Source organism: Actinoalloteichus sp. GBA129-24 (genome assembly GCF_001941645.1).
In the GTDB taxonomy this organism is placed as follows: domain Bacteria; phylum Actinomycetota; class Actinomycetes; order Mycobacteriales; family Pseudonocardiaceae; genus Actinoalloteichus_A; species Actinoalloteichus_A fjordicus.
On the sequence record NZ_CP016077.1, the window covers coordinates 1313247 to 1334546 of the forward strand.

General features: G+C 69.8%; 26 protein-coding genes. 14 read left to right on the plus strand and 12 right to left on the minus strand.

Annotated features, from left to right (window positions below; all coding sequences use genetic code 11):
* Window positions 1–748 precede the first annotated feature (748 nt).
* A complete protein-coding gene (locus UA75_RS32585) occupies window positions 749–886 on the plus strand; it encodes a hypothetical protein (RefSeq protein WP_157434014.1) in 138 nt (45 codons plus the stop codon).
* Window positions 887–1072: 186 nt separating this feature from the next.
* The gene (locus tag UA75_RS05995) at window positions 1073–1573 is read left to right on the plus strand and encodes an FBP domain-containing protein (protein WP_075739405.1); all 501 of its coding nucleotides are present in this window, start codon (window positions 1073–1075) and stop codon (window positions 1571–1573) included.
* 432 nt (window positions 1574–2005) lie between these two features.
* On the opposite strand, the gene UA75_RS06000 is transcribed toward UA75_RS05995, so the two are convergent.
* Window positions 2006–2947 carry an aminoglycoside phosphotransferase family protein gene (locus UA75_RS06000; RefSeq protein WP_083682963.1) on the minus strand — a complete coding sequence of 314 codons (942 nt, stop codon included), beginning with the start codon at window positions 2945–2947 and terminating at the stop codon, window positions 2006–2008.
* Between the two features lie 228 nt (window positions 2948–3175).
* Between UA75_RS06000 and UA75_RS32590 the strand changes: the two genes are divergently transcribed.
* Genes UA75_RS32590 through UA75_RS06010 form a run of 3 tightly spaced genes read left to right on the plus strand, consistent with a single transcriptional unit; the run spans window position 3176 to window position 5081 of the window.
* On the plus strand, window positions 3176–3322 hold the full coding sequence (locus tag UA75_RS32590; RefSeq protein WP_157434015.1) for a hypothetical protein: 147 nt from the start codon (window positions 3176–3178) through the stop codon (window positions 3320–3322).
* Complete coding sequence (locus UA75_RS06005) at window positions 3319–4332, plus strand: ATP-binding cassette domain-containing protein (RefSeq protein ID WP_318533288.1); 1014 nt, start codon at window positions 3319–3321, stop codon at window positions 4330–4332. The genes UA75_RS32590 and UA75_RS06005 overlap by 4 nt, the downstream gene beginning before the upstream one ends.
* Window positions 4329–5081, plus strand: a complete 753-nt coding sequence (locus UA75_RS06010; RefSeq protein WP_075739407.1) for an ABC transporter permease — start codon at window positions 4329–4331, stop codon at window positions 5079–5081. The genes UA75_RS06005 and UA75_RS06010 overlap by 4 nt, the downstream gene beginning before the upstream one ends.
* A gap of 369 nt (window positions 5082–5450) precedes the next feature.
* Here the strand turns inward: UA75_RS06010 and UA75_RS06015 are convergent, their stop codons facing one another.
* Window positions 5451–5645 carry a DUF397 domain-containing protein gene (locus UA75_RS06015; protein ID WP_075739408.1) on the minus strand — a complete coding sequence of 65 codons (195 nt, stop codon included), beginning with the start codon at window positions 5643–5645 and terminating at the stop codon, window positions 5451–5453.
* A complete protein-coding gene (locus UA75_RS06020; protein WP_075739409.1) occupies window positions 5614–6486 on the minus strand; it encodes a helix-turn-helix domain-containing protein in 873 nt (290 codons plus the stop codon). Before UA75_RS06020 ends, UA75_RS06015 begins: the two co-directional genes overlap by 32 nt.
* Window positions 6487–6826: 340 nt before the next feature.
* Here UA75_RS06020 and UA75_RS32595 point away from each other — a divergent pair, with 340 nt between their 5' ends.
* The 4 genes from UA75_RS32595 to UA75_RS06040 all read left to right on the plus strand — a co-directional run bounded on the left by UA75_RS32595 (window position 6827) and on the right by UA75_RS06040 (window position 8463).
* Complete coding sequence (locus UA75_RS32595) at window positions 6827–6997, plus strand: hypothetical protein (protein WP_157434016.1); 171 nt, start codon at window positions 6827–6829, stop codon at window positions 6995–6997.
* A 47-nt stretch (window positions 6998–7044) separates the two neighbouring features.
* Window positions 7045–7536 carry a hypothetical protein gene (locus UA75_RS06030; protein WP_075739411.1) on the plus strand — a complete coding sequence of 164 codons (492 nt, stop codon included), beginning with the start codon at window positions 7045–7047 and terminating at the stop codon, window positions 7534–7536.
* A complete protein-coding gene (locus UA75_RS06035; RefSeq protein WP_075739412.1) occupies window positions 7533–7781 on the plus strand; it encodes a hypothetical protein in 249 nt (82 codons plus the stop codon). Before UA75_RS06030 ends, UA75_RS06035 begins: the two co-directional genes overlap by 4 nt.
* 112 nt (window positions 7782–7893) lie before the next feature.
* A complete protein-coding gene (locus UA75_RS06040) occupies window positions 7894–8463 on the plus strand; it encodes a hypothetical protein (RefSeq protein ID WP_157434017.1) in 570 nt (189 codons plus the stop codon).
* A 196-nt stretch (window positions 8464–8659) separates the two neighbouring features.
* Here the strand turns inward: UA75_RS06040 and UA75_RS06045 are convergent, their stop codons facing one another.
* From UA75_RS06045 to UA75_RS06055, 3 genes are read right to left on the minus strand one after another with little or no spacing between them, the layout of a single operon-like run.
* On the minus strand, window positions 8660–10405 hold the full coding sequence (locus tag UA75_RS06045) for an ABC-three component system protein (RefSeq protein ID WP_075739414.1): 1746 nt from the start codon (window positions 10403–10405) through the stop codon (window positions 8660–8662).
* Window positions 10374–10652: an ABC-three component system middle component 6 gene (locus UA75_RS06050; RefSeq protein WP_075739415.1), complete on the minus strand. Its 279-nt coding sequence runs from the start codon at window positions 10650–10652 to the stop codon at window positions 10374–10376. The genes UA75_RS06045 and UA75_RS06050 overlap by 32 nt, the downstream gene beginning before the upstream one ends.
* Window positions 10649–11593 carry an ABC-three component system protein gene (locus tag UA75_RS06055; RefSeq protein WP_083690637.1) on the minus strand — a complete coding sequence of 315 codons (945 nt, stop codon included), beginning with the start codon at window positions 11591–11593 and terminating at the stop codon, window positions 10649–10651. The genes UA75_RS06050 and UA75_RS06055 overlap by 4 nt, the downstream gene beginning before the upstream one ends.
* Before the next feature lie 195 nt (window positions 11594–11788).
* Here UA75_RS06055 and UA75_RS06060 point away from each other — a divergent pair, with 195 nt between their 5' ends.
* A complete protein-coding gene (locus UA75_RS06060) occupies window positions 11789–12406 on the plus strand; it encodes a TetR/AcrR family transcriptional regulator (RefSeq protein WP_075739416.1) in 618 nt (205 codons plus the stop codon).
* Window positions 12403–13320, plus strand: a complete 918-nt coding sequence (locus UA75_RS06065; RefSeq protein ID WP_075739417.1) for an SDR family oxidoreductase — start codon at window positions 12403–12405, stop codon at window positions 13318–13320. The genes UA75_RS06060 and UA75_RS06065 overlap by 4 nt, the downstream gene beginning before the upstream one ends.
* 162 nt (window positions 13321–13482) lie before the next feature.
* On the opposite strand, the gene UA75_RS06070 is transcribed toward UA75_RS06065, so the two are convergent.
* Window positions 13483–14535, minus strand: a complete 1053-nt coding sequence (locus UA75_RS06070) for a lytic polysaccharide monooxygenase auxiliary activity family 9 protein (protein WP_075739418.1) — start codon at window positions 14533–14535, stop codon at window positions 13483–13485.
* 536 nt (window positions 14536–15071) lie between these two features.
* Between UA75_RS06070 and UA75_RS06075 the strand changes: the two genes are divergently transcribed.
* Complete coding sequence (locus UA75_RS06075; RefSeq protein ID WP_075739419.1) at window positions 15072–15956, plus strand: CPBP family intramembrane glutamic endopeptidase; 885 nt, start codon at window positions 15072–15074, stop codon at window positions 15954–15956.
* 112 nt (window positions 15957–16068) lie between these two features.
* On the opposite strand, the gene UA75_RS06080 is transcribed toward UA75_RS06075, so the two are convergent.
* The 3 genes from UA75_RS06080 to UA75_RS06090 all read right to left on the minus strand — a co-directional run bounded on the left by UA75_RS06080 (window position 16069) and on the right by UA75_RS06090 (window position 18178).
* The gene (locus UA75_RS06080) at window positions 16069–17034 is read right to left on the minus strand and encodes a DUF5753 domain-containing protein (RefSeq protein WP_157434019.1); all 966 of its coding nucleotides are present in this window, start codon (window positions 17032–17034) and stop codon (window positions 16069–16071) included.
* A 235-nt stretch (window positions 17035–17269) separates the two neighbouring features.
* Entirely contained in the window at window positions 17270–17698 is a 429-nt protein-coding gene (locus tag UA75_RS06085) for a VOC family protein (RefSeq protein WP_075739421.1), read from the minus strand.
* A gap of 75 nt (window positions 17699–17773) precedes the next feature.
* Window positions 17774–18178 carry a helix-turn-helix transcriptional regulator gene (locus UA75_RS06090; RefSeq protein ID WP_075739422.1) on the minus strand — a complete coding sequence of 135 codons (405 nt, stop codon included), beginning with the start codon at window positions 18176–18178 and terminating at the stop codon, window positions 17774–17776.
* Between the two features lie 394 nt (window positions 18179–18572).
* Between UA75_RS06090 and UA75_RS06095 the strand changes: the two genes are divergently transcribed.
* Complete coding sequence (locus UA75_RS06095) at window positions 18573–18797, plus strand: hypothetical protein (RefSeq protein ID WP_083682965.1); 225 nt, start codon at window positions 18573–18575, stop codon at window positions 18795–18797.
* Window positions 18798–18898: 101 nt separating this feature from the next.
* Here UA75_RS06095 and UA75_RS06100 read toward each other — a convergent pair whose 3' ends face one another.
* Together UA75_RS06100 and UA75_RS06105 are read right to left on the minus strand one after the other, a co-directional pair.
* Window positions 18899–19309, minus strand: coding sequence for a PIN domain-containing protein (locus tag UA75_RS06100; protein ID WP_075739423.1), 411 nt, complete (start codon window positions 19307–19309; stop codon window positions 18899–18901).
* Window positions 19306–19806, minus strand: coding sequence for a type II toxin-antitoxin system Phd/YefM family antitoxin (locus UA75_RS06105; protein ID WP_075739424.1), 501 nt, complete (start codon window positions 19804–19806; stop codon window positions 19306–19308). Before UA75_RS06105 ends, UA75_RS06100 begins: the two co-directional genes overlap by 4 nt.
* 270 nt (window positions 19807–20076) lie before the next feature.
* Here UA75_RS06105 and UA75_RS06110 point away from each other — a divergent pair, with 270 nt between their 5' ends.
* Window positions 20077–21240, plus strand: a complete 1164-nt coding sequence (locus tag UA75_RS06110) for a J domain-containing protein (RefSeq protein WP_318533289.1) — start codon at window positions 20077–20079, stop codon at window positions 21238–21240.
* Window positions 21241–21300 lie beyond the last annotated feature (60 nt).

Below are 21300 nucleotides of genomic sequence, written 5' to 3' on the forward strand. Positions count from 1 at the left end.
AGGCCGGGTCTCCCCGCCCGCCGACGTCAGGGGGACGGCGGGCGGGGGAGCTGTGCTGGACTTGCCGGGGCTGCCGGGCAGGTCTTCTCGCGGTGATCACGCCGTGTCGAGGTCGCGGGCGAGATCCGGTCTTGGTGCCGGTCTTCCGCCGGGCGCCGAGCTGCGGGGTCTCCGCGTGGTGCGGGCGGCTCGGGCGGGGGCGCGCTGGGGAGGGCGCGCCGCCGAACCGCCTCCTGTGCTCATCAAGTCGCGATCACTCCTCGGTTACGGAACCGCATCGGACCTGCCGGCGCCCCTATGAGAACGCTCTCACCGCTGCCGATCAATAGGCCGGATGGTGTAGTGGTGCCGCCGTTCGGGGCAGTGACGGTCGATTGACCAGCGACGGCGCCGCAATTTCACCCGTCCGGCTCTTTTGTGAGCTGAGCCTCGACTGTCCGCGGCCGAGGCTCGGCCGTTCAGACGACGATGCGCCATCGACACGAGCAAGGCCTCGGCCGCCACCACGCCTCGACATCGCGCGGTGCAGCGGTGATCCGTTGCCGACGTGGTTCTGTCGTCGACGCGCTCCGGGACCGCAGACCACGCCGCTCCTGCCCGATCCCCGCGCCGGCCGTCGCACGATTGCGCCACCAGCACGGAGGGGGACGTCGATCAGCCCGACGCAGCCCCGCGCAGACCTGTCCGCCGCCGGATGATGCCGCCGCCACGCCTTGGCCGAATCCCGGCGGATGACTATCTTGCTGTCATGCACACCGTCGCGGTTCTGGCGATGGACGGCGTCGTGCCGGTCGATCTGTCGATCCCGGTGGGGGTGTCGGCCAGCCAGGCGGCACCAGCCCGCAGGCCTGTCGCCGCGCGTTCCGGGGTCGGCGACCGAGGGTGAGCGGCCACCACACCCGAGCAAGGCCGACAGCGGGCGGCAGGCGGAAAACCGGTGGGCACGGCCGACGCTGCCGGCCTACGGTCCGCTAGAAGACAGACGGGGCACCCGGCCTCGTCCGCCTGCGGCTGCCCTGCGGCGACTCCGCACGGCCGTCGCGGCGAACGGCTGCGCAATGAGGACACGGTGATGAAGGCCCTCTCCCAGGACGAGATCAGGAAGTCGTTCGTGAACTGCTCGAAGGGGGAGGCGAAGTCGCTGTCCCTGCCGTCGCGGTTCGACGAGATCGCCTGGGAGGTTCAGGACTTCCTCGGCTGGCGGGACGCCAAGGCGAGGGAACGCGCGTATCTCGTGGTGCCGCAGGGCGAGGAGACGATCGGGCTGGCACTGCGGGCGGCGCCTGCCCGCCGCAGCGGACTCCGGTCCAACATGTGCGCCTTCTGTCTCACCGTGCACAGTCTGAGCGACATCGCGCTCTTCTCGGCGCGGCGGGCAGGCGCGGCAGGCAGGCTGGGGAACACCGTCGGCACCTACGTCTGCGCCGACCTGGCCTGCCCGCTTTATCTGCGCGGCAAGCGCAAACCCGACATGCGCCAGACCAGGGAGAGTCTTACCGAGGACGAACTCCTCGCGCGGATGATGGGCAACGTGCACGGCTTCGTCGAGCAGGCGTTGCGCGCGGACGTCTGACACGGCCTCCCGCCTGCCCGCGCAGCGGTCGATAGGCGAGCGGCCTGCCCGTGTCAGTGCGCGAGGTGCTTCAGTGCGACGGCTCGCCGGAGTACGGCCGCCGTCGGCGAGGGGCGGCCTGCCCGACCGGTTCGGGTGACTTCTCAGGCTGGTCTGCCGCCGACCGGAACACCACTCGATCCTCCGTGACGGCGCGAGGGCGCGGCGTCCCACGCCTCCGCCGCGCCGCTCAGGGCGACCGAGCGAGCAGGACGAAGCGGTGACAGCTAGACCGACAGCGGGCGACCCCGCCGCATCTCCTCGTGCAGCATGCGCGACCGATCCGAAGGATGACGTCGAAGTCCGAGAGGTGCCACGGCGTGCTGCGCAGGAACAGCACCGGTGCACCGATGTCGCCAGGGTAGAAAGCGGTGCCGCCCGACGTCTTCGGTCTCAGCCCTCGGCGCGGAGCTCGTCGAGCAGCCGCCTGCCCTCGGCCTCGAAGCCGGGATCGTCGTGTTCGTGCGCCCAGACGATGGTGGTCAACGCGCCGTGGGCGTCCCGGCAGCGTTGGACGTGCAGTTCCTCCTCGGTGGGCCGCCTGCCGTAGCCCGCGTAGAACGCATCCCCCAGCTCGGGGCGCTCCCGCCACTGGCGATGCGTCATGCGGCTGGTTTCCTGGAGCCACCGGTCGAGACCGACGGCGCCGAAGTCGATCACGCGCAGGACGCCTGCCGCGTCTACCAGCCAGTTCCTCGGCTGGTAGTCGAGGTGACAGGGCACCGTCATCGGTGGTGGCAGTCGGGCCAGTTCAGCGATCCGGTCGGCGACGAAGTCGATCTCGGCCCGGCTCAGCAGGCCTGCTCGGGAGCCTGCCCCCGCCCAGCGGTCGAGGCTCGCGGTGAGTTCGGCCGCGTAGGCCGGGGCGGCGACCGGCGGGGCGCTGTCGTGCAACAGCCTGCTGAGCCTGCCCGCCTGCTCGTAGGACGCCGGGTCCTGGTGCGCCGGATCGGCGGGCATCGGTTCGCCGGGCACGCGCGTCATCACGATCAGCCGCAGGGCGTCGTCCTGGTGGATGAGTTGCGGGGCGTGCTCCCCGAGGATCGGCGCCAGCGTCCGCAGGGCCGCCAGTTCCTTCCGATACCGCGACGGACGCAGGATGCTCTTCGCGATCCAGCGTCGTTCGTCCTCGGCCGCCAGCTCGACGACCACCGCCTCGCCATGGGGCATCGAGCGATCGGCGACGACCTTGTGACGGCCGAGCAGCGGGGCGCAGTGGTCTCGGATCGCCGCGATGAGCATGGTTCGATCCGGCTGGTCGAAGGCCGAGATCGGGATGCGTTCGTCGCTCGCCATCGGAGGCGCGGCGTCGGCGGCGGGAGAGGGCACGGACATCGTGGCGGGCTCCGATCTCTGGACGGGAGTGGGCGGAGGCTGCGGACGTCGTGGCCGGGGAGCCCGCAGCGGGTTCGGACGGCGGAGCCGACCTGCGGAACGAACCGAGAGTCCACCGTGGGACGACGGCGGCAAGGCGAATGGACGACCCTAGCGGGCGCTCCGGGGAGAAGCGGCCCGCGCTCCTGGAGCAGGCGAGCGGGCGGTGCCGGAAACGCCTTCCGGTGCGTGGCAGGCCTGCTGCTCGAACATCGAGTCGTCGATGATCACCGCCTGCTCGGCCGGGTGGTCGAGCCCGTGGTCCGAATCGACATCGACGCCGGGGCGCACCGAGGCCAGAAGCTGACCGCAGTCGATCCTAATCTGGCCGCATGAACAGCACGATGGTCCGAACACGGGGCTTGACCAGGCATTTCAGCGTCAACAAGCAGACCGTCGAAGCGGTGCGCGGCGTGGACCTCCACATCGAGGCGGGTGAGACGGTCGCGCTGCTCGGCCCCAACGGTGCGGGCAAGTCGACCACTCTGCGGATGCTCACCTCCCTGTTGCCGCCCACCTCGGGACACGCCGAGGTCGCCGGGTTCGACGTGGCCGCCGAGCCACGGGCGGTGCGCAGGCGGATCGGTTACATCGGGCAGGGCAACGGTGCCGCGCACAGTCAGCGGGGCCGCGACGAGCTGATCAGCCAGGGCCGGGCGTATGGCCTGCCGATCCCGGCGGCCCGCCGCCGCGCCGCGGAACTCATCGACTCCCTCGATCTCTCGGCGGTCGCCGACCGGGTGGTCTCCTCGTTGTCCGGTGGTCAGCGGCGGCGGCTGGACATCGCGCTGGGTCTGATCCACTCGCCCACGCTGTTGTTCCTGGACGAGCCCTCCACCGGACTCGACCCGCAGAATCGGGCGAATCTCCGACAGCACATCCTCGATCTGCGAGCCCGGCACGGCACCACCGTCGTGCTCACCACGCACTACCTGGAGGAGGCGGATCAACTCGCCGATCGAATCATCGTCATCGACCACGGCCTGGTCATCGCCGACGACACTCCCGCGCGGCTCAAGGCGGAGCACGCGGGCGATCGGATCACCCTCGAGTTCGCCGACGCTCCGACGGCCGCGCAGGCCGCCGCGCACGCCCGACGTCTCCTGGGCCCGGCGCGCATCGAATGTCTCGGCCCGTTGCTCGTCGTCGAGGCCGTGGGCGGAACGGGGCTGGCCCCGATGCTGCTGCGCGGCATGAATGACGCGGGGCTGACGGTGTCCGCCGTGGAGGTCGCGCGCCCCACCCTCGACGACGTGTTCCTCAATCTGACCGGTCGCAGCCTCCGGGAGGACGGCTCGTCCGTCGAGGCCACCGACGTCCCGGCCCGACAGGGAAGTGCGGCATGAACACCACTCTGCTCGGTGACGTCGTCACCGTCTTCAGCCGCGAACTGCGTCCCGTGCTGCGCAGTCCCTTCTCGATCCTCGTCTCTCTCGTGCAGCCGCTGTTCTTCCTGGCGCTGTTCATGCCGCTGCTCCCGGAGGACGTCGGCGGCGACGTGGCGGCCCTCGCCTGGTTCGTCCCCGGCGTCATCGTGATGTCCTGTTTGTTTGGCACCTCCACCACCGGATCGAACCTCCAGTTCGAGATCCAGACCGGCTCGCACGAGCGACTGCTCGTCTCGCCGCTGCGCAGGCCCGCGCTGATCATCGGCCGGTCGCTCAAGGAGATCGTGCCGGTCTTCGCGCAGGCGGCGATCATCCTCCTCGTCGCGTTCCCACTCGGCTTCCGGCCGAACCTGCTGGGCGTGCTGGTCGGCCTGGTGATCCTCGGGGTCTTCTGCGTCGGGCTCGGTGCGCTGTCGTTCGCACTGGCCCTGGCCGCGCGGAATCAGGAGTGGATGTTCTGGACCGTGCAGCAGACGCTGCTGTTCCCGTTGATGCTGCTCGGCGGGATGCTGCTGCCGGTCGACGACGGTCCCGGCTGGCTACAGGCCGTCGCAGGCTTCAACCCGCTGTCCTACGTCGTCGAGGCGCAGCGGGCCCTGTTCGGCGGCGAGATCCTCTCCACGACGGTGGGCGCGGGCGCGGTCGCGGCCGGGTCGGTGGCCGCAGTCGGCCTGGTGGTCGGCGTGCGGGCGATGCGGCGGGCCTGAGAGCGGTTCGCGGACGGTTCCCGTTCGCCTGCGCGGCGACGGCGGTTCGAGCGGGTTCGCGCGGCGAATCCGTGATCGGCGGCGTGGTCGGTGCGGTGCTACTGGGCGAGACAGGACTTCGGTGCGCAGCGCCTTCCCCGGCACGGTCCTCGGCCGGGGCGGGCCTTCGGCGCCGAACCCGGCTGCACGGCGCGCGCCATCGCCTTGGCCCCGGAGAGACCGGACCTTCGCCGCCGTGCAGTCGGGCAGGGGCCTGTCCCTGGGCGAACACCAGGCTGACGATCTCGGCTGCCGGGGTCCGCCGGCCTGCTCCGGGTCGGAACGGGCGGCGCCGAATGCGGTGGCCGTCACTCGACGCCGGGGTACTTCTCAGCCGATTCTGCTGGTCTTGACCGCGCCGAGGAACGTCGTGAAGGCGGAGTGATCGACGAGCAGGGTGCCGCCGTCGCGGTTCTTGGTGTCGCGGATGCCGACTAAGCCGGGGGCATAGCCGATTTCGACGCAATCGGATGTGCTGCCACTACGCGACGCCTTACGCCACGCCGTGAGGCGTACCGTCGTCATGTCCGTGCTCCATCTCCGTGAGGCGATGCCTGATCAGCTCTGCTGAGGCGGTGGCGCTGAGCGCCACATCACGAACTTTAGCTGCGGCCTCGATGTACTCGGCCACATCCTCGGCGTCGTCTTCGTCGAGGAACAGCCCCGACGCGCGGTGTTCGAGGTGCACGACCGGATGTGTCTTCGGAAACTCCAGCACCACAAAGGAACCTTCCAACCCGTCGTGCCATTCGACGTCGAGCCGGACCACCTGAATGGTGATGTTCGGCCGGTCGGCCATCGTCAGCAGGTGTTGGAGCTGCGCGGCCATGACCTCGAAGCCTCCCAGCCGACGTAGCAGGACACCCTCGTCGATGATCGCGTGATAGGTGATCGCCGTCCTGTCCAAGATGGCCTGCCTGCCCATCCGCAATGCCACGCGGCCCTCGACCTGTGATTTCGGCACCCGGGCTCCACGCATGATGGCGCGGGCGTAATCGGCGGTCTGGAGCAGCCCAGGCACCAACAGCGGTGTGACCGTAGTGATCCGCTCAGCTGTCGACTCGAACTCGGCCATCGCCGTGATCTGCGGCAGCAGGCCGTCGATACCGACCTCCAGCCAGCGGGGTTGCAGGGCGTCTCGTGCCATCTGCACGATGCGCTCGCGTTCGCGGCCGGTGACGCTGAAAACGGTGAGGATCGATGCGACGTCCTCGGGGCTGGCGAGACGTTTGCCGGTCTCGGTGTGACTCATGGTGGTCGGCGAGTACCCGATCGCCCTCCCTACTTCGGCCAGGGTGAGGCTGTGCTTCTTGCGAAGCTCGCGTAGCTCAGCGCCGATCGCGCGAGCAAGTGCTTTGGACGCCATGTCCGCCTCCAGCGGTCGACTTTCACCCGGTTGAGCCGTTGAAAAACTTTGGCAAATAAGCGATATTTTGGCAAAGATAGCGTTTTCGCTGGTCGGAGTTGGCTCCGGCCAGACTGGAAAGGAGGCTACTCATGCCGCGACAAGCCTTGAGCGGCGACCTGCACTCCCTCGTGGCCTTCGTGGCGCGGGGCGTCATCGACACTGGCCGCAGGAGGGACGACGAGCCGGGGCCGCCGCGTCTGCTTCGTAGTGCGCCCGGCATGCGCGGGGGGAAGACCGAGCGGCTCCTCTTCGGTTCCGCCTCCTCTGACCGCCTTTCGCCGCAGGGAGGTGACACCGCGTGATCGGCCTGATCGCCCTCGGCGTACTCCTGCTCGCCGCAGAATTTCCCCTCGCATTCTGGGGATATCGCCCGCCGCCTGTTCGAAGCGCACACGTCCGCAGCGTCGCTCTCGCGTCGATCCTGGCCCGGTTGACCGAGGAGCGACTGGCGATGGCGGTGCGGTTATGACCCGGCTGGATGCATCGTTTCTTGATACCGATACTCGGAGTGGCAACATGTTCGTCACCACGGGCGGGCACGGCGTGCTCGTCGAAGGAGTCCGCCCGGGGGCCGACCCCGTGCGGGCCGCGATCAGCGCGACGGACGCGGTCGACGTGCTCGACTCCCTGAAGTCCGGGCGGACGATCGACCTGCCCGCGATCAACGGCGTCACCGGCACCCGGCGGCTTCAGGTCCGGCCCCGTCCGGACGGGGTGGAGATCTCCATCCGCAGCCGAGCCGCGGTGCTGGGCCGCTGGTTCGTCTACGCCGATCGTGTCGCCGAGCTGGCCGACGCACTGCGCCGGGCGCTGACCGCCGCCCGCGCTACGAACGGCATGGACACCCCGAACGGCATCGACACCCCGAACAGGTCCGACACCGCCGTCCGAGGTGCTGCCGATGTCCTCGTCGGGCTCGGCTCGGCTGCCGACGCCCCGCGTAGGGCGACTGCCCTGTCCGGCCATGTCGCGCCCGCCGCCGAGACCGCCTGCGGCGGCCGACGATGACGGGCGGCCCCTGGTTCGTCCGTGCCGTCGAGGACGGGGGGACCCATCGCGCCGAGGCCGAATACTGGACCGCCGACGGCCGCGTCCGTATCCGTCCGGTGTGTGATTCGACGACGGTGTTCACCGCGCTGAACCGCGAGCCCGTCGCCGTGCCCTACTACGACGAGCAGCGGTGCCCGGTCTGCCTGGCCGCCGCACCGGAGCCCCGCACCACCCGGCCACGCCACCTGGCGGTCGTCCGATGAGGACCCTCACGACGTGGACCGCCGTGGCGGTCGTGCATCGGTTGCGGGCGGCGCGGGTGCGGCCCTATGTCCGCGCGGTCACCGGGGGCAGGGGATGACGGGCGAGCGGGAGGTGACTGACCAGCCGATGCTGCGCAGCCAGGACGCGCTTCCCGTCGTCGGATTGATCCTGGATCGACATCTGGTGTTCCTGGACGTCGGCGACTCGGTCCCCCTCGACGGCGACGTGGCCGAGACCCTGTGTCGGGCACGAGTGACCATCGGCCCGGCGCCCGCCGAGGTGCTGCCGGGCATTCCGGCCACCCACGTGGCCGATTGTGCGGACTGTCAGGCCGTCGCCGATGCAGGATGCCGGGCCGACCTCGAACCGGCGACGGCATCGGTCGGCGCCGAATCCGTGGTGCGGGCCTTCGTTCGGCGGGTCGGTGCCGTAGCGGTGCACATCGTCGAACTCGACTCCGCCCAGGATGCGCCGGAGGTCCTGGTTGCGCTCTGCGGACAGGTCTTCCCGGCGGGGGAGCCGCTCGACAGGCTGTCGCTGGGGGACGGCGCCCCATGTTTTCGCTGCCTGCTGCGGTCGTTACCGGGCCTGACCCGGCCCCGCCGAGCCACCCGCGAGAGACAGACGCACCGCACCGGACGATCTTGTCGGCGTGATCGTTTCAGTGTCGATCAAATTTAGTTGTCATTTCAACTAGAGTGGAGCGGGCTGATAGAGCGTATGGCTCCTCCCAGGCCGATGGCGGGCGGTGGTGCGAGCCCGGTCCCGCTGTCCCGGCCATCGGTCGGGTCGAGTCGGCGAGAGAGCAGCCCGCACTTGTCCGAGGTCCTGGCATCAGTCCGCCTGGTCGATGCCCCTGGGTGCCGGACGACCACGTTCAGAAGCGGAAGCCGAAGAGCCCGCCGTCCTCGTAGGAGTCCCGGAGCCTCGGATCGACCACGTAGGCCGCCGGCGCGAATCCGCGATTCTCCGCCTTCGCCAGGTCGTCCGAATTGATGCTCGCCACGTACTGCATGCCTTCGTGTCGGGCGACTTCTGCGGCGAGGCCCAGGGCTGCGGCGATCTGTCGATCGTCGACGCCGTCGAACAGGTGGCTGTCGTGAACGAGGAAATCAGGCCCCCGGCCTGCTCGGTGTGCTACCACGGCGACGGCGAGATCAAAACAGAAGATCTTCATGTTGAGGATGGCGCGGCTCGCGTCGTCATCGATCCTCGGGTTGATCTTCAGGCTGCTGCGCCCTGGCTCGATCACGAGGTACGCGCCTCGGACGTCGCTGTAGAGCCGCTGGGCGTATTCGTAGAACAGCAGCGTCGCCTGGGTGGTCTGCTCGCTGCGCTCAGCGAGGTCATCCGCGATCTCCTGAGTGAGCGCGTCGCGTTGCGCTGTGATCTCCCGTTTACTTGCCTCCAGCGTCTCCGCAGCCGCCAGCCGGTGTCGGAGCGAACCTAGGTCGGCCTCTTCCTTGGCCGAGGCCTGTTGGAGCAGGTTCAACGCCTCCAATGCGCCACCCTCGTTCAGTCTCCGCAGGATGTGGCGCTGTTCCTCGCCCAGGGCAGCACGCTCCGCTCGCCTGCTCGCCAGCCGGGCCCGAATCGTCCCCAGTTCCTGACTCAGATACGTTCTGCGATTCCGGACCACCGCTTCGTGGAAGCTCCGGACGTCGGAGAACCGCTCGCGGATCTGGCCGTCGAAGACGATGCCCACCTCCGAATAGACGGTCTCCAGGTAGTCGATCTCGACATCGACGTCCTCGGTGAGCGCCGCTTCGAGTTGATCCAGGTTCTGCTGATCGATGGCGTCATCGATGCCGATCTGTTGGATTCGGCGAGTCAGCGCGTCTGCCGACTTCTTCAACTCCTCGTACTGCGGGACCACCCGGAAATCTCGGATCTGCTGTTCCAGATCGCGGATGCGGGATTCGGTGACGGTGATCTGACCGCGCAGTTCTGCGGGCTTCCCGACGATTCGGCCCCAGACCGGATCGTCGACGGCCTTCTTGAGCTGCGTCCGCGTCGTCTCCCGATCCTTGAGCTCGTGATACCGGCTCGCGAGTCTCCAGTCGAGTCCGAGCAGGTAGGAGAGGTTGGTGCTTGCCTCGGTGTCACTCTGGCGGGAGACCGCCTTGATCGGATCGTTGAAGCCGTGCGTGGAGACCCGGCGAATGAGAAAGGATAGTAGCGTTCGCCCGCTCACGCCGGGGTGCTCGGCAGGCAGGTGGAACAGTTCGGCCTCGATCAGCTGATTCCACTCCGCAATTTTGATTCGGCCGGTGGTGAGATCGAACAGCTGGCCCGCGCGAGCGCTGGATATGTCTGGTTCGAGGAGTACATGGTCCGGCTGACTTCCGGTGCGGCGGACGACGAGCGGTGAATTCAGATGCGGCCAGTCGATGCCCAACTCGAAGATGACGCCACTCAGCCTCTTGTGCAGCGCAACGTGGTTGCGATCGGTTCGCGACCCGAGGAGAAAGTGCAACAGTTCCACCATGCTGGACTTGCCTGCGCCGTTCCTGCTGTCGGTCTCTGTCGACTGCGGGGTGGTATCGGCTACCAGCAGGTTCAGACCAGGCTGGAAGCGTAGCGACTTGAACTCAGGATAGTCGGCGCTGAGGTGCCGCAGCATCGTCGACCCTCCTCTTGGTGAGTAGATCGTCCCGGAACTCGACTACACCCAGGGCGAAGAGCACGTCGAGCGAGAGGACGAACCAACCGAAGGAGATCGGAGCGGGGTGATGGTTGGCCGCCCGCCACTCGCGCAGCCTGCTCCAGGTCTGGCTGACGGTGAGCGGGGCGTCGAGCTGGCGGAGGATCTGGGCACCGACGGTGACCAATGCCCGATCCGGCGCTATTCCCTTGGTCGGCAGGATCATGTGGCTGCCTGTTCTGCGGTCGAACCTGACCAGTCTGCAGGCGGCGTCTCGAAGATGTGGCAGCGTTCGAAGAAGTACGCGAGTATTCCCCAGCCTGCCAGCGAGGCACTCGGCGTGGGAATCTTGTTCCCGTGGATGTGTTCCTGAAGGCGCGCGATGATTTTCTCGGAGTCGCGGTGCTCGAGCTCGCGGCGGGCCTCGTCGTAGTAGGCGGTGAAGCCTGCGGCTACCTGGTCCTCTGCGTAGGCGTCAAGGCGGCCCTGAAAGTATGCGCTGATCAGGTGGGTGCTTCGCAGCCCTATCACGAGGAATTCGCGGACCTCATCGCCGAGTTCGTTGAATTCGATCTTCGCGGCAGGCGGCGGCTCGACTCGGCGAAACTGATCCGGTTGTGGTCGGTTGCTCCGAAGATGCTCGATCAGTGGTGCGAGGTCGCTGATGCCGAAGACGAGGTTCTCGATCGGGATCTGGCAGTCGAGCAGCTCTTCGATCGCGACGACATCGAGGACCATGGCTTTGTACCACAGTTTGTCCGGTCCTAGTTGCTGGAATTTGACCGGGTGGTGGTCGAGCTGCGCCTGCTGAATCATCTTGCTGATCTCGGGATGTATTCCTCGTCGGCGATCGTTGTGCACGAAGACGAAGGTGGAGAACTGGCCTGATCGGTGTGTGACGGCACTGTTCAGGTCCTTGCGAAACTTCGACCTGACCTCCTCCGCGTTGAACACCTCGGGACCGTAGCAGGCGTAGAGACTTCCCTCGTGCAGACTGAGGCCATCAGCACCTCGGTCGCCGATGTTGCCGTGCGTTCGGACCGGCACATAGTCCGGTGCACTCAGCTCCATGAGGCGATGGAAGAACTTCTCGAACTCGGCGGTGTGGAGCTCCTCGACGACTTGCCGAAATCTCATCTTCGCGTAGATGCGTTGCACCGGCACCATCGCCCCCACTGCGCCCCCTCCCGCTCGACCTTCCCCGCACTCGAACTTAGCGCCCGGCGATTGTGACGTCGAGTATCGGATCGATCACGCATCGGAACGACGCTGCTCGCTCGTCGTGTCGTGCTGCGCTCCGGCTTGACCGCTCCGCCCGCTCCATTTAATAATGAACGAGCAGTTATTAATTGGGGAGGGCAGATGGCGGGCAGGCCGCGCACGGTGAGCGAGGAACGGATCATGGCGGCGGTGGCCTCGGCGGTCGGGCGGGTGGGTCCCGTGCGGCTGACGCTGGCCGAGGTCGCGCGCGACGCCGAGGTGTCCACCGGGGTGCTGGTGCAGCGGTACGGCAGCAAGCGCGGCCTGCTGCTGGCGTTCATCGGCTCGGGGCTGGCCCAGCGGGCATTTCACGTGCCGATGCGTGCGGCCTTCGCCGAGGCACCGGACGATCCGGTGGAGGGCGTCATCCGGGCGGTGGCGGCCACCGTCGGGCCGGATCGCAGTCCGGACGAGTTCGCCAACCACCTGGCGTTCCTGCATCTGGAGCTGGCCGACGAGGAGTTCCGCACGCTGCTCGGGGACTACGCCCGCGCGGTACAGGCGGAGCTGGCCCGGCTGTTGCGCACCGCCGTCGCGGCGGGGGCGATCAGCGAGGACATCGACGTCGATGCGCTGGCGGCTGCGCTGGACTCCGTCCGCAACGGCACGCAGATCACCTGGGCGATGACCAGGACGGGCCGTCTCGCCGATGCCGTGCGCCGCGACCTGACCATGCTGCTCGACCCGTACCGACGACGTGCCGAGGAGACGAAGCAGTGATCAAACCGCTCGAAGGACAGATCGCCCTGGTCGCCGGGGCCACCCGAGGCGGCGGGCGTGGGATCGCGACTCAGCTCGGCGCGGCGGGCGCCACGGTGTACGTCACCGGTCGCACCACCGCGCCGGGCAACTCGCCGATGGCGCGGCCCGAGACCATCGAGGAGACCGCCGAGCTGGTCACCGCGGCGGGCGGCCGGGGCATCGCCGTGCCGGTGGACCACCTGGAGTCGGATCAGGTCCGGGACCTCGTCGCCAGGATCGAGACCGAGAACGACGGCAGGCTGGACGTCCTGGTGAACAACGTCTGGGGCGGCGACCCGCTCACCGTCTGGGGAAAGCCGCTGTGGGAGCAGTCCCTGGAGACCGGTCTCCGGCTCCAGCGGCTCGCGGTGGACACCCATGTCATCACCAGCTGGCACGCGCTGCCGCTGCTGGTCGCCCGGGGCCGGGGCCTCGTCATCGAGATCACCGACGGGCTTGCCGACTCCGAGTATCGCGGCTCGTTCTTCTACGACCTGGTCAAGTCCTCGGTGATCCGCATCGCGCAGGCGCAAGCAGCCGAGCTGCGCCCGCACGGCGTCACCGCGCTGGCTCTCACCCCCGGCTTCCTGCGTTCGGAGTTCATGCTCGACCACTTCGGCGTCACCGAACGGACCTGGCGCGACGCCATCGCCAAGGATCCCTTCTTCGCGTTGTCGGAGAGCCCGGCGTACGTGGGGCGGGCGGCCGCCGCGCTGGCCGCGGACCCGGACGTCGCACGGTGGGCGGGGCAGTCGTTGGCCAGCTGGCAGCTGGCGAAGATCTACGGATTCACCGATGTCGACGGCTCTCGTCCCGACTTCGCCGCCTACTACGCCGAGACGCAGCAGCCCGAGAACAAGGGCGTGACCGTGGACCCGGCCGGTTACCGATGAGCTGAGCGGGGGCTGCGGCTGCTGCGGGGCGGGCCGGGTTCGGTGGTTCGCTCCGCACCTGCGGGCGGGGCCGTGGCGGAGCGGGGCCGCTGCGACCGGCACCACGCTGGGCCGGATCGCGTCCTCGCTCGCCATGTCACGGCCGGATGCCGTGCGGCGGGACTAGACGAACTCGACGTCGGAACAGGACACGAAGAACTCGCCCGCGAGCCTGCCGTCCGGAAGGCCGGGCCCGCCGTGGCCGCCCCAGACGGTGACGATCACATGCCTGCCGGTCTTCTTCTCGGGCACCGCCTCGGTGGCGTGGTGGGTGGTGCCGGGGTCGCCGTGGACCTCGGTCATGAACGGCACAGGCTCCAGATCGTCCCAGGACACCGCCCCCTCCGGGTTCCAGTCGTCTCTGGTGATGAACCACTGGTGCGTCCAGGTCGGGTCGACGTGGTGCGCGCTGCGGCGGTAGGTGAAGGAGTGCTCGGCGTCGGCGGCGGACAGGATCGTCCTCGGCCGCTCGCCCGCCTCGTCCAGGCCGGTGTACAGCGGGTTGCCCGCCGAGGCCACGTCCCCACCCCGGAAGAACTTCCGATATTCCAGATAGGAGCCGTTCCACGGCGGATCAGCCAGCATCGCCGTTGCCGGGGGCGTCACCGCCTGTCCGGCGGCGGTGTTCAGCTCGCGCGCGCGCCGACGGGCCGCCGCCGAGTCGTCCTTGCGGACGAGAAGGACGGCGCGGCTCACGGGGTGGTCCAGGCTGCCGTGCCGATCCGGTGCGGGGACCGGTGCCTGGACGAGGATCACGGCGGGAGCCACGGCGGAGTAGGCGCGGGCGTCGCCCGTGGTGACGACGACCTCGTCGGTGAACGGGCTCCAGGTGCCGTCGGCCAGCCTGGCGCGGATCGTCACGCGGTACTCCGGATCGGGATCGGTGCCCAGGCAGACCCAGTGTGTCCGGGCGGCCTGCCAGCTCGGTGCCCAGTCGGCCCAGAACAGGACCGCCGTCTGCTTGATCGCGCCGCCGTTGAGCCACACCTCGTAGAGGTGCGGATAGGGGGCCCGGCCGTCGTTCCAGTCGACGGGCGGCGGCCAGTCTCCGCCGCTGTTCCCACCGACCGTCCACTCCAGCTGGATTCCCTTCAGGACCAGTTCTCCGTCCGTGCGGTCGGCGGCGGTGGCCGCCAACGAGTGCGGCACCGCGAGGTCACGAGTGCGGGGATTCACGGCCTGACTCCTCTCCTTCGATCACGTCCGCCGGCGTGATGCGTCGATCACCGTGATGATCTTCGTGGCGGGGATGCCCTTGGGTCCGCAGGCGGCGCGGGCTGGTCGCTTTCTGACTCCATCGTGTGAACGCGGTGGTGGGACGGGGGTCGTGCCGTCCCGACCCGCCGCGTGAGTGCGAATCGGAGCGGGCGCAGGCCCGGCAGCAGCAGCCACGTGCAGCGACACCAGGTGGAGAAGCTCCTGCGGAGCAGCCTCGTCGGGAGCGGCCTCGTTCTCGGGGAGCGGCTCACCGGGAGCGGCCCGCAGGGAGCGGCTCAGCCGCAGGATTCCCGGCCGACAGTGGACTCGGCACAGTCTGGCCTTGGGCGGGCCGCCGCCCGAGGCTCCGACGGCCTCCCGCCGACGGCCGAGCGCCCGCCTGCGGTCGGCGGCCCCCCGAACCCGGCGCCCGCCCCACCGGCCGCGGTGTCCTCGGCTGCCGGTCGAGGAACCGTCAGCGCCGGGCCGGCGGTCGGACCTGCTTGGATGCCGGAATGACCGGGTCGAAGTCTCTCGAGGAACCGCTGCCGCGTCCCACGGAGACCGCCCGCTGGGTGCTGCCCGTGCTCGCCCCCGTGGTGCTCGTGGCCGCGCTGGCGGTCGTGCTGGTCGGGCCGGGCGAGGTCTGGCAGGAGATGTCGGCCGCCGTCCTGTGGGCCGTCATCCTGCTGGCCCTGTTGGCGCCGGTCGCCTATCTCGTGGGCAGGCGTGCGCCGGGTGCCCTGCTCGCGTCGGCGGTCGCAGGCGCGTTCCTGGCGCTCACCGCGCTGTCGACCGCTCTGCCGAGGATCGGTTTCTTCGCCGATCTGGAGTGGAACTGGCAGGGCAAGCTCCTGGATCTGGCCTGGGTCTGCCTGCTGTTCCTCGTGCTGCGTCGCTGGGCCACGACCGAGGCGGGGCTCCGATGGCGGCTGGAACCCGGTTCGCTGCGCCCGGTGTCGATCCTGATCATCGCCGCTTTCCTGCTGCCCGCAGGTCTGATGGTGCTCGGCGGGTTCACGGAGCCGGGCTCGGTGCCGAGTCCGAGCGTGGAACGGGTGCTGTTCGACGCGACCGTGCCGAACCTGACCGAGGAGCTGATCTGGCGCGGCGCCATGCTCGCCGTCCTGGATCGCGTGCTCGGCACGCCGTGGCGGCTCTTCGGTGCGCAGGTCGGCTGGGGCCTGGTGCTGACCAGCCTGGGCTTCGGGCTGGGGCACGGCGTGCTCTTCGATCCGGCCGAGGGGCTCAGCGTGGACATCGCGGCCGTCCTGGCCACCGGGATCGCCGGGGTGATCATGGCCTGGGTGCGCGCCCGTACCGGCAGCATCTGGCCTGCCTTCCTCGCGCACTGTGCACCTGAGCTCGGCGTCGACATCGGCTCGGCGCTCGCGCCCTGATCCGGCGGCTCCGAGCGATCGGCGCCGGAACACCGGACCTGCGAGGAGGACCGGACGTCGATCGTCCCGGCGCGTCGCGAACTCCGGCCCGCGACGCAGGCGACGCCGGCGCTCAGGACGATCGATCCTCCAGCTCCTCGGCCAGCCGGGTCAGCAGCGCGAGGGACTCCGCCGGGGCCAGCGCCGTCGCGGCCAGGACGGGCAGTATGGCGCTGAACACGGCGGTGTCCTCGGCACGGTCCAGCAGGCCGTGCAGCCTGCCGTGCTCGAGGTGCACGACGGTGGAGCGCAGCGGGAAGTCCAGGATGAGGAGGCCGCCGTCCAGCCGCACCGGGCCGCCCGCCGCCGACGGGACGACCCGCACGCGGACGTTGGGACGACGGGCCATCGCGACGACGTGTCGCAGCTGCTCCGCCATGATCCGCAGACCGCCGACCGGACGCAGCAGGACGGGCTCGTCGATGAACGCCTCGAACTGCACGGGTGCGGTCTCCCGAGTGAGGACCGCCTGCCGTTCGATGCGCAGGGCGATCCGCCGATCCAGTTCCTGTTGTTGGCGGACTCCGTCGGCGATGAACAGCTCCCGCGCGTACGCGCTGGTCTGGAGCAGCACCGGAGCCAGGACCAGGGCGATCTCCACGATGCGGACGGCCTCCGACTCGAAGGAGACCGGCCCGACGGACTGACGGGGGACGGTGCCGAGCCCCCAGCCGAGGGCCGCGCGTTCGTAGCCCCGGCGGCGCCGCGCCCGCAGGGCGTCCTGCCGGGAGCGGCGCACCGGAAGCGTCGCGAGATGACGTTCCCAGACCTCCACGGCGGCCGGGTCCACACCGTCGTCGGACGGGTGGCGTGGAGGGACGGGCTCGGGGCCGAGTCGAGTCCCGTCGACCTGCGGTGTCGCGCCGCCTGCCCCGACCTTCTCGGCGGTCGTCGAGCCGTCGCCCGACCCCGTCCCGGCTGCCCGTCTGGCACCCGGTCCGCCCGCGCTGCCCCCGCCCGAGATCGATCCCGGCCGTCCGACCATGGACGCCGGGCAGGGAGCCGTCGTCGTCGCTTCGTGCGATCGAGGTGCCGCCACGGCCACAGCGTATTCCCGTGCCAAACCTGCGGGAGCCGGTTCGCCCCGTGCGGCCGATGGCAGGGTGATCGTCAGGACTCGCGGCTGCCCTCGGTGCGGTCGTGGAGATACCGGGTGTGGCAGGCCTGCCTGGTCAGGGTCGGCCGCGAAGAAGGCCGCGAGGCGACCCGCCGCGACGGGCGGGTCGGTCTCGCAACCACCGGTGGGCGCGGTCGGCCGGGACGGGAGAGCGGAGTCAGCCGAACGTCTGATTCAAGCTGAACCAGTTCCCCGAGTCGTCCCGGAAGACCGCCTCGATGCCGTAGGGGCGGTCGGCAGGCTCCTGAAGGAATTCGACGCCGTTCGCGCGCAGGCGTTCGAAGTCGCCTCGGCAGTCGTCCGTCGCCAGCGATCCCGCCGACAACGCGCCCTTGGCGATGAGGTCGCGCAGCTGATCCCGGGTCTGATCGTCGTGTCCCATGCCTGCGTCCGCGAGGATGATCTCGACGTCGGGCTGATCGTGCGGCCCGACGGTCAACCAGCGGAACCCCTGGCCCGCGCCCTCGAACTCGCCACCCATGACGACGTCGGCGCGCACCTCGAATCCCAGCCGCTCGGTGTAGAACTTCTTCGCGGAATCCTGGTCGAGCACGTAGAGGCAGGTGTGGGTCAGGCGTTGCGACATCGTCTTCGCTCCTTGTTTCGATCGGTGTCACTCGACCGTAGGCAGGCCCGGCCTGCGGTGCTTCTCCCAGAGTGATCAGGCGTCCGGGCCGGGCCGCGACCAGGCCAGCACGAAGCAGCCGGGGATGACGATGTCGGTTGATCGCGCCCGATGATGCCGCTGGTACTCGCTGGGCGACCGACCCATCAGCTGGTGGAAGCGGGAACTGAACGAGCCGAGGCTCGCGAAGCCGACGTGGAAGCAGACCTCGGTGACGGTCAGGTTCGCCGCCCGAAGCAGGTAGGCGGCCCGCTCGATGCGCCTGCGGGTGAGATAGGCGATCGGCGTCTCGCCGAAGATCGCCCGGAACCGTCGGGAGAGATGGTGCCGCGAGTACCCGGCGACCGCAGCGAGCCGATCGAGGTCGAGCGGGGCCGCGAAGTCCCGGTCGATGACGTCCTTGGCGCGTCGCACCGCCCTCGTCGTCTCCCACACCGCCATCGGCACAGTGTAAGCGCGGCGAATCGGACATCCCGTCGTCGATCACGGCCGGGCGGATCGGCGCCGAGGCAGGCGATCTCGGTGCCCCGGCGGCGTTCGCGCGCGGCGGTGCGGCTGTCGGCGGGTCGGGTGTCCAAGGGCCTCGGCGGAGACGGGCAGCGTGAGTTCGTCCCGAGGACGGTGGGGCCGGGAGGACGGCGAGCATCCCGAGGTTCGTCGTGGCGACGGTGCTCGTGGTGTCGAGGCTTCGGGGGCGGCTCGTCGGCGGCGTCGACCTGTGCCGACCCGTGGCAGCCGATCAGCCCGGAAATCGATTGCCGGTGGCTCGGGTGCGACCTAGCCTCGCCGAGGTGCCCGAACCCCATGCCTCCGATGCTGCCCGTGCCCTGATCGCCTGCGGGCGGCGGGCCTGGCGGTCACGCTCAACACCGACATCCCCGACGTCACCGGCGCGGACCTGACGCAGGAGTACCGGCGGGTGCGGGACGCCTTCGGCTACGACGACGCGACGCTGGCCGAGCTGGCGCGGGCCGGGGTGGACGCCTCGTTCGCCCCGACGACCACCAGGACACGCCTGCACCGGGAGATCGACGCGTGGCTGGCTGCTCCGGCGGGCTGATCGCCGGAGTTCGTCGTGGCGGGCGGTGCAGTGCCACGGCGACGCGGCAGGCGGCAGGCGGTCCGGGTGTCCCGTCGCGGTGCCGCGAGGCGGGCCGCCGGTCAGATCGGGATGACCCGGATCAGTCGGTGCAGAGCCGCGAAGTCCTTCGGGTTGCGGGTGAGCAGCGGCAGGGAGCGGGCCGCTGCGGTGGCCGCGATCTGGAGGTCGACCCGACGGGGGACGGACTTCCGGCCGGTCTCGCGCACCAGAGTGGCCAGCACGCCGTACAGCTTGGCGGCGGCCGTGTCGAAGGGCAGCACGTCGATCCGCCGCAGCGCGGCGTGGTAGCGCTCGACCCGCGCGTGTCGCTCCACCAGGTCGGTGGTGCCCAACGCGTAGGCCAGTTCCGCGACGCTGACCGAGCTGACCAGCGGCCGTGCCGAGGCCAGCTCGCCGAGCTCGATGCGGTCCAGGTCGATGATCACCGAGGTGTCGAGCAGCACTCGTGCAGGCGTCGTCGGAGTCGTCATCGGGGGTACGAGCCGCCCGGCGCGCTGCGGTCGTTCCGGCGACCGGCGGAGTCGGCAGTCCCTCGGCCGACCACGGCGGCGAGACCCGTCGCAGGGGCGACGGTGTCGGCAGGCGATCCCTCGGCGCTCCCCGCGTCGGCACGCTCGCCGGAGCCCTCGCCGGGGTGTCGGGCGGGCCGGGCGGTGACGGCGGAGCCGTGCCTCGTCCCGCGATCCCAGGGGTTCTCCAGCGGGTCGTCCGCGCCGAATCGGGAGTCGGAGCGTCGTCGATCCCGGTCCCAGCGGGACGCGTCCACGGGCGGCAGGCTGCGGAACTCGGCCTGTACCGCGCCCAGCGTCCGGTCCGTCGTCGCGGGCCGTCCGCCGGGGCGATGCGGAACGAGATCGGCCACCGGTCTGCCTGCCTGTGTGACGGTGAAGCTTTCGCCCGCTTCGACCCGACGGATGATCTCGGCCTCGTCTCGGCGCAGCTCGCGCGAACCGATCCGCTGACTCATGCGCCTACCGTAGTCGGGGCGGCCCCGAAAGTGACAGAATCTCCACCCGGTACAGGAGAATCGGTACCCAGACCGTCGCTTAGCGCTCGCTCGGGGCAGTCGAGGCGGCCGACCCGACCTGGCCTGGGCTGATCCCGAGTCCCCAGCAGGCTCGGCTGACCGCGCTCGTCACCCGAACGGCGGTGATGTGATCATCGTCGTGACACGACGGCCCCCGGCGTCTCGTCGGCGGCATCCTCGGTGGAGTCGGCGGGCGCGCGGGGCGGATTCGTGCGGGTATCGACGGCGATCGGAGTCGGGTACATGGTCGACCACTACGAGCTGCTCGGCGTGCGCCGCAGCGCGTCGGCTGCGGACATCAAGACGGCCTATCGGCAGCTGGCCAAGACCATGCACCCCGACGCGGGCGGCACCTCCGGCGCCTTCCGGCTGCTCACCGAGGCCTACGAGACGCTGTACGACCCGGTGCTGCGAGCCGAGTATGACCGGTCGTCCACCCTGCGCCGCCTGCCGGCCTCCCGGCCGCACGTCGCCACCGAGCACGCGGCTCCGCTGCGGCGAACGCCGTGGCTGGGGCGCAACCGGAGCACCCGGAAGTGGGACCTCGGCGAGGACCCCGACTACGTGCCGCCGTCGCCGAGAATCGATCCGCGCGGCATCCCCTGGTGGGACACGCTCGACGTCCGTCGGGCCGTGCGGTACCTGCCGTCCACCGGACTCGGCCATGCACCGCTGCTGCTGCCGCTGTCCTGTGTGCTCGTCCTGGTGACGGTCGCTCCGATGCTGCTCGGCGCTCCGGTGACCCTGGTGGCCTGGCTGCTGCTGGTGTCCGGCGCCGTGACCATGACGATCCGCGCCGTCCGCAGGCAGGTCGCCGCCAACCGCCTCGACGAGGACTTCGTCTCGGAGTTCGGCACCGAGCGCGTGTTCGGCAAGACCGGCGACGAGCGGGAGGACATCGGCAGGCAGCTGACCGCGGACCTGCTCGACCGATACCTGACCCGGCTGCCCGGCGCGCGGATCTTCCACGGGCTGGCCTGGCCGGGATCGGTGTTCGCCGACGTCGATCACGCAGTCCTCTGTGGACGAAGGCTGGTGCTCATCGAGTCGAAGAAGTGGCTGCCCGGCCACTACGTCGCCGACGAGGACGGCACGCTCTGGCGTAACGGCCACGTCTTCCGGGGCGGCTCGATCCGGTTACCCGAGGCGGTGGCGGCGTACCGCACGATGCTCCCCGACGTCGAGGTGCGGGGGGCGTTGCTGCTCTACCCCAGCCGAACCGGCCGGATCACCACCGACGAACCGCTGGACGACACCGCCGCGCCGATGAACCCGGAGTGGTTCCTGGAGGAGATCGGCGGCTGGCTCGCCGAGGACGCCGCGACAGTGGACCGCGAGCTGTTCCGCACCGTCCTCGCCCAGGTCGTCAGCTGAGGAGGCGGGCAGGCACCGCGCGAGGTCGGCGCGGCAGACCGCGAGGCGCACCGCTCGTCG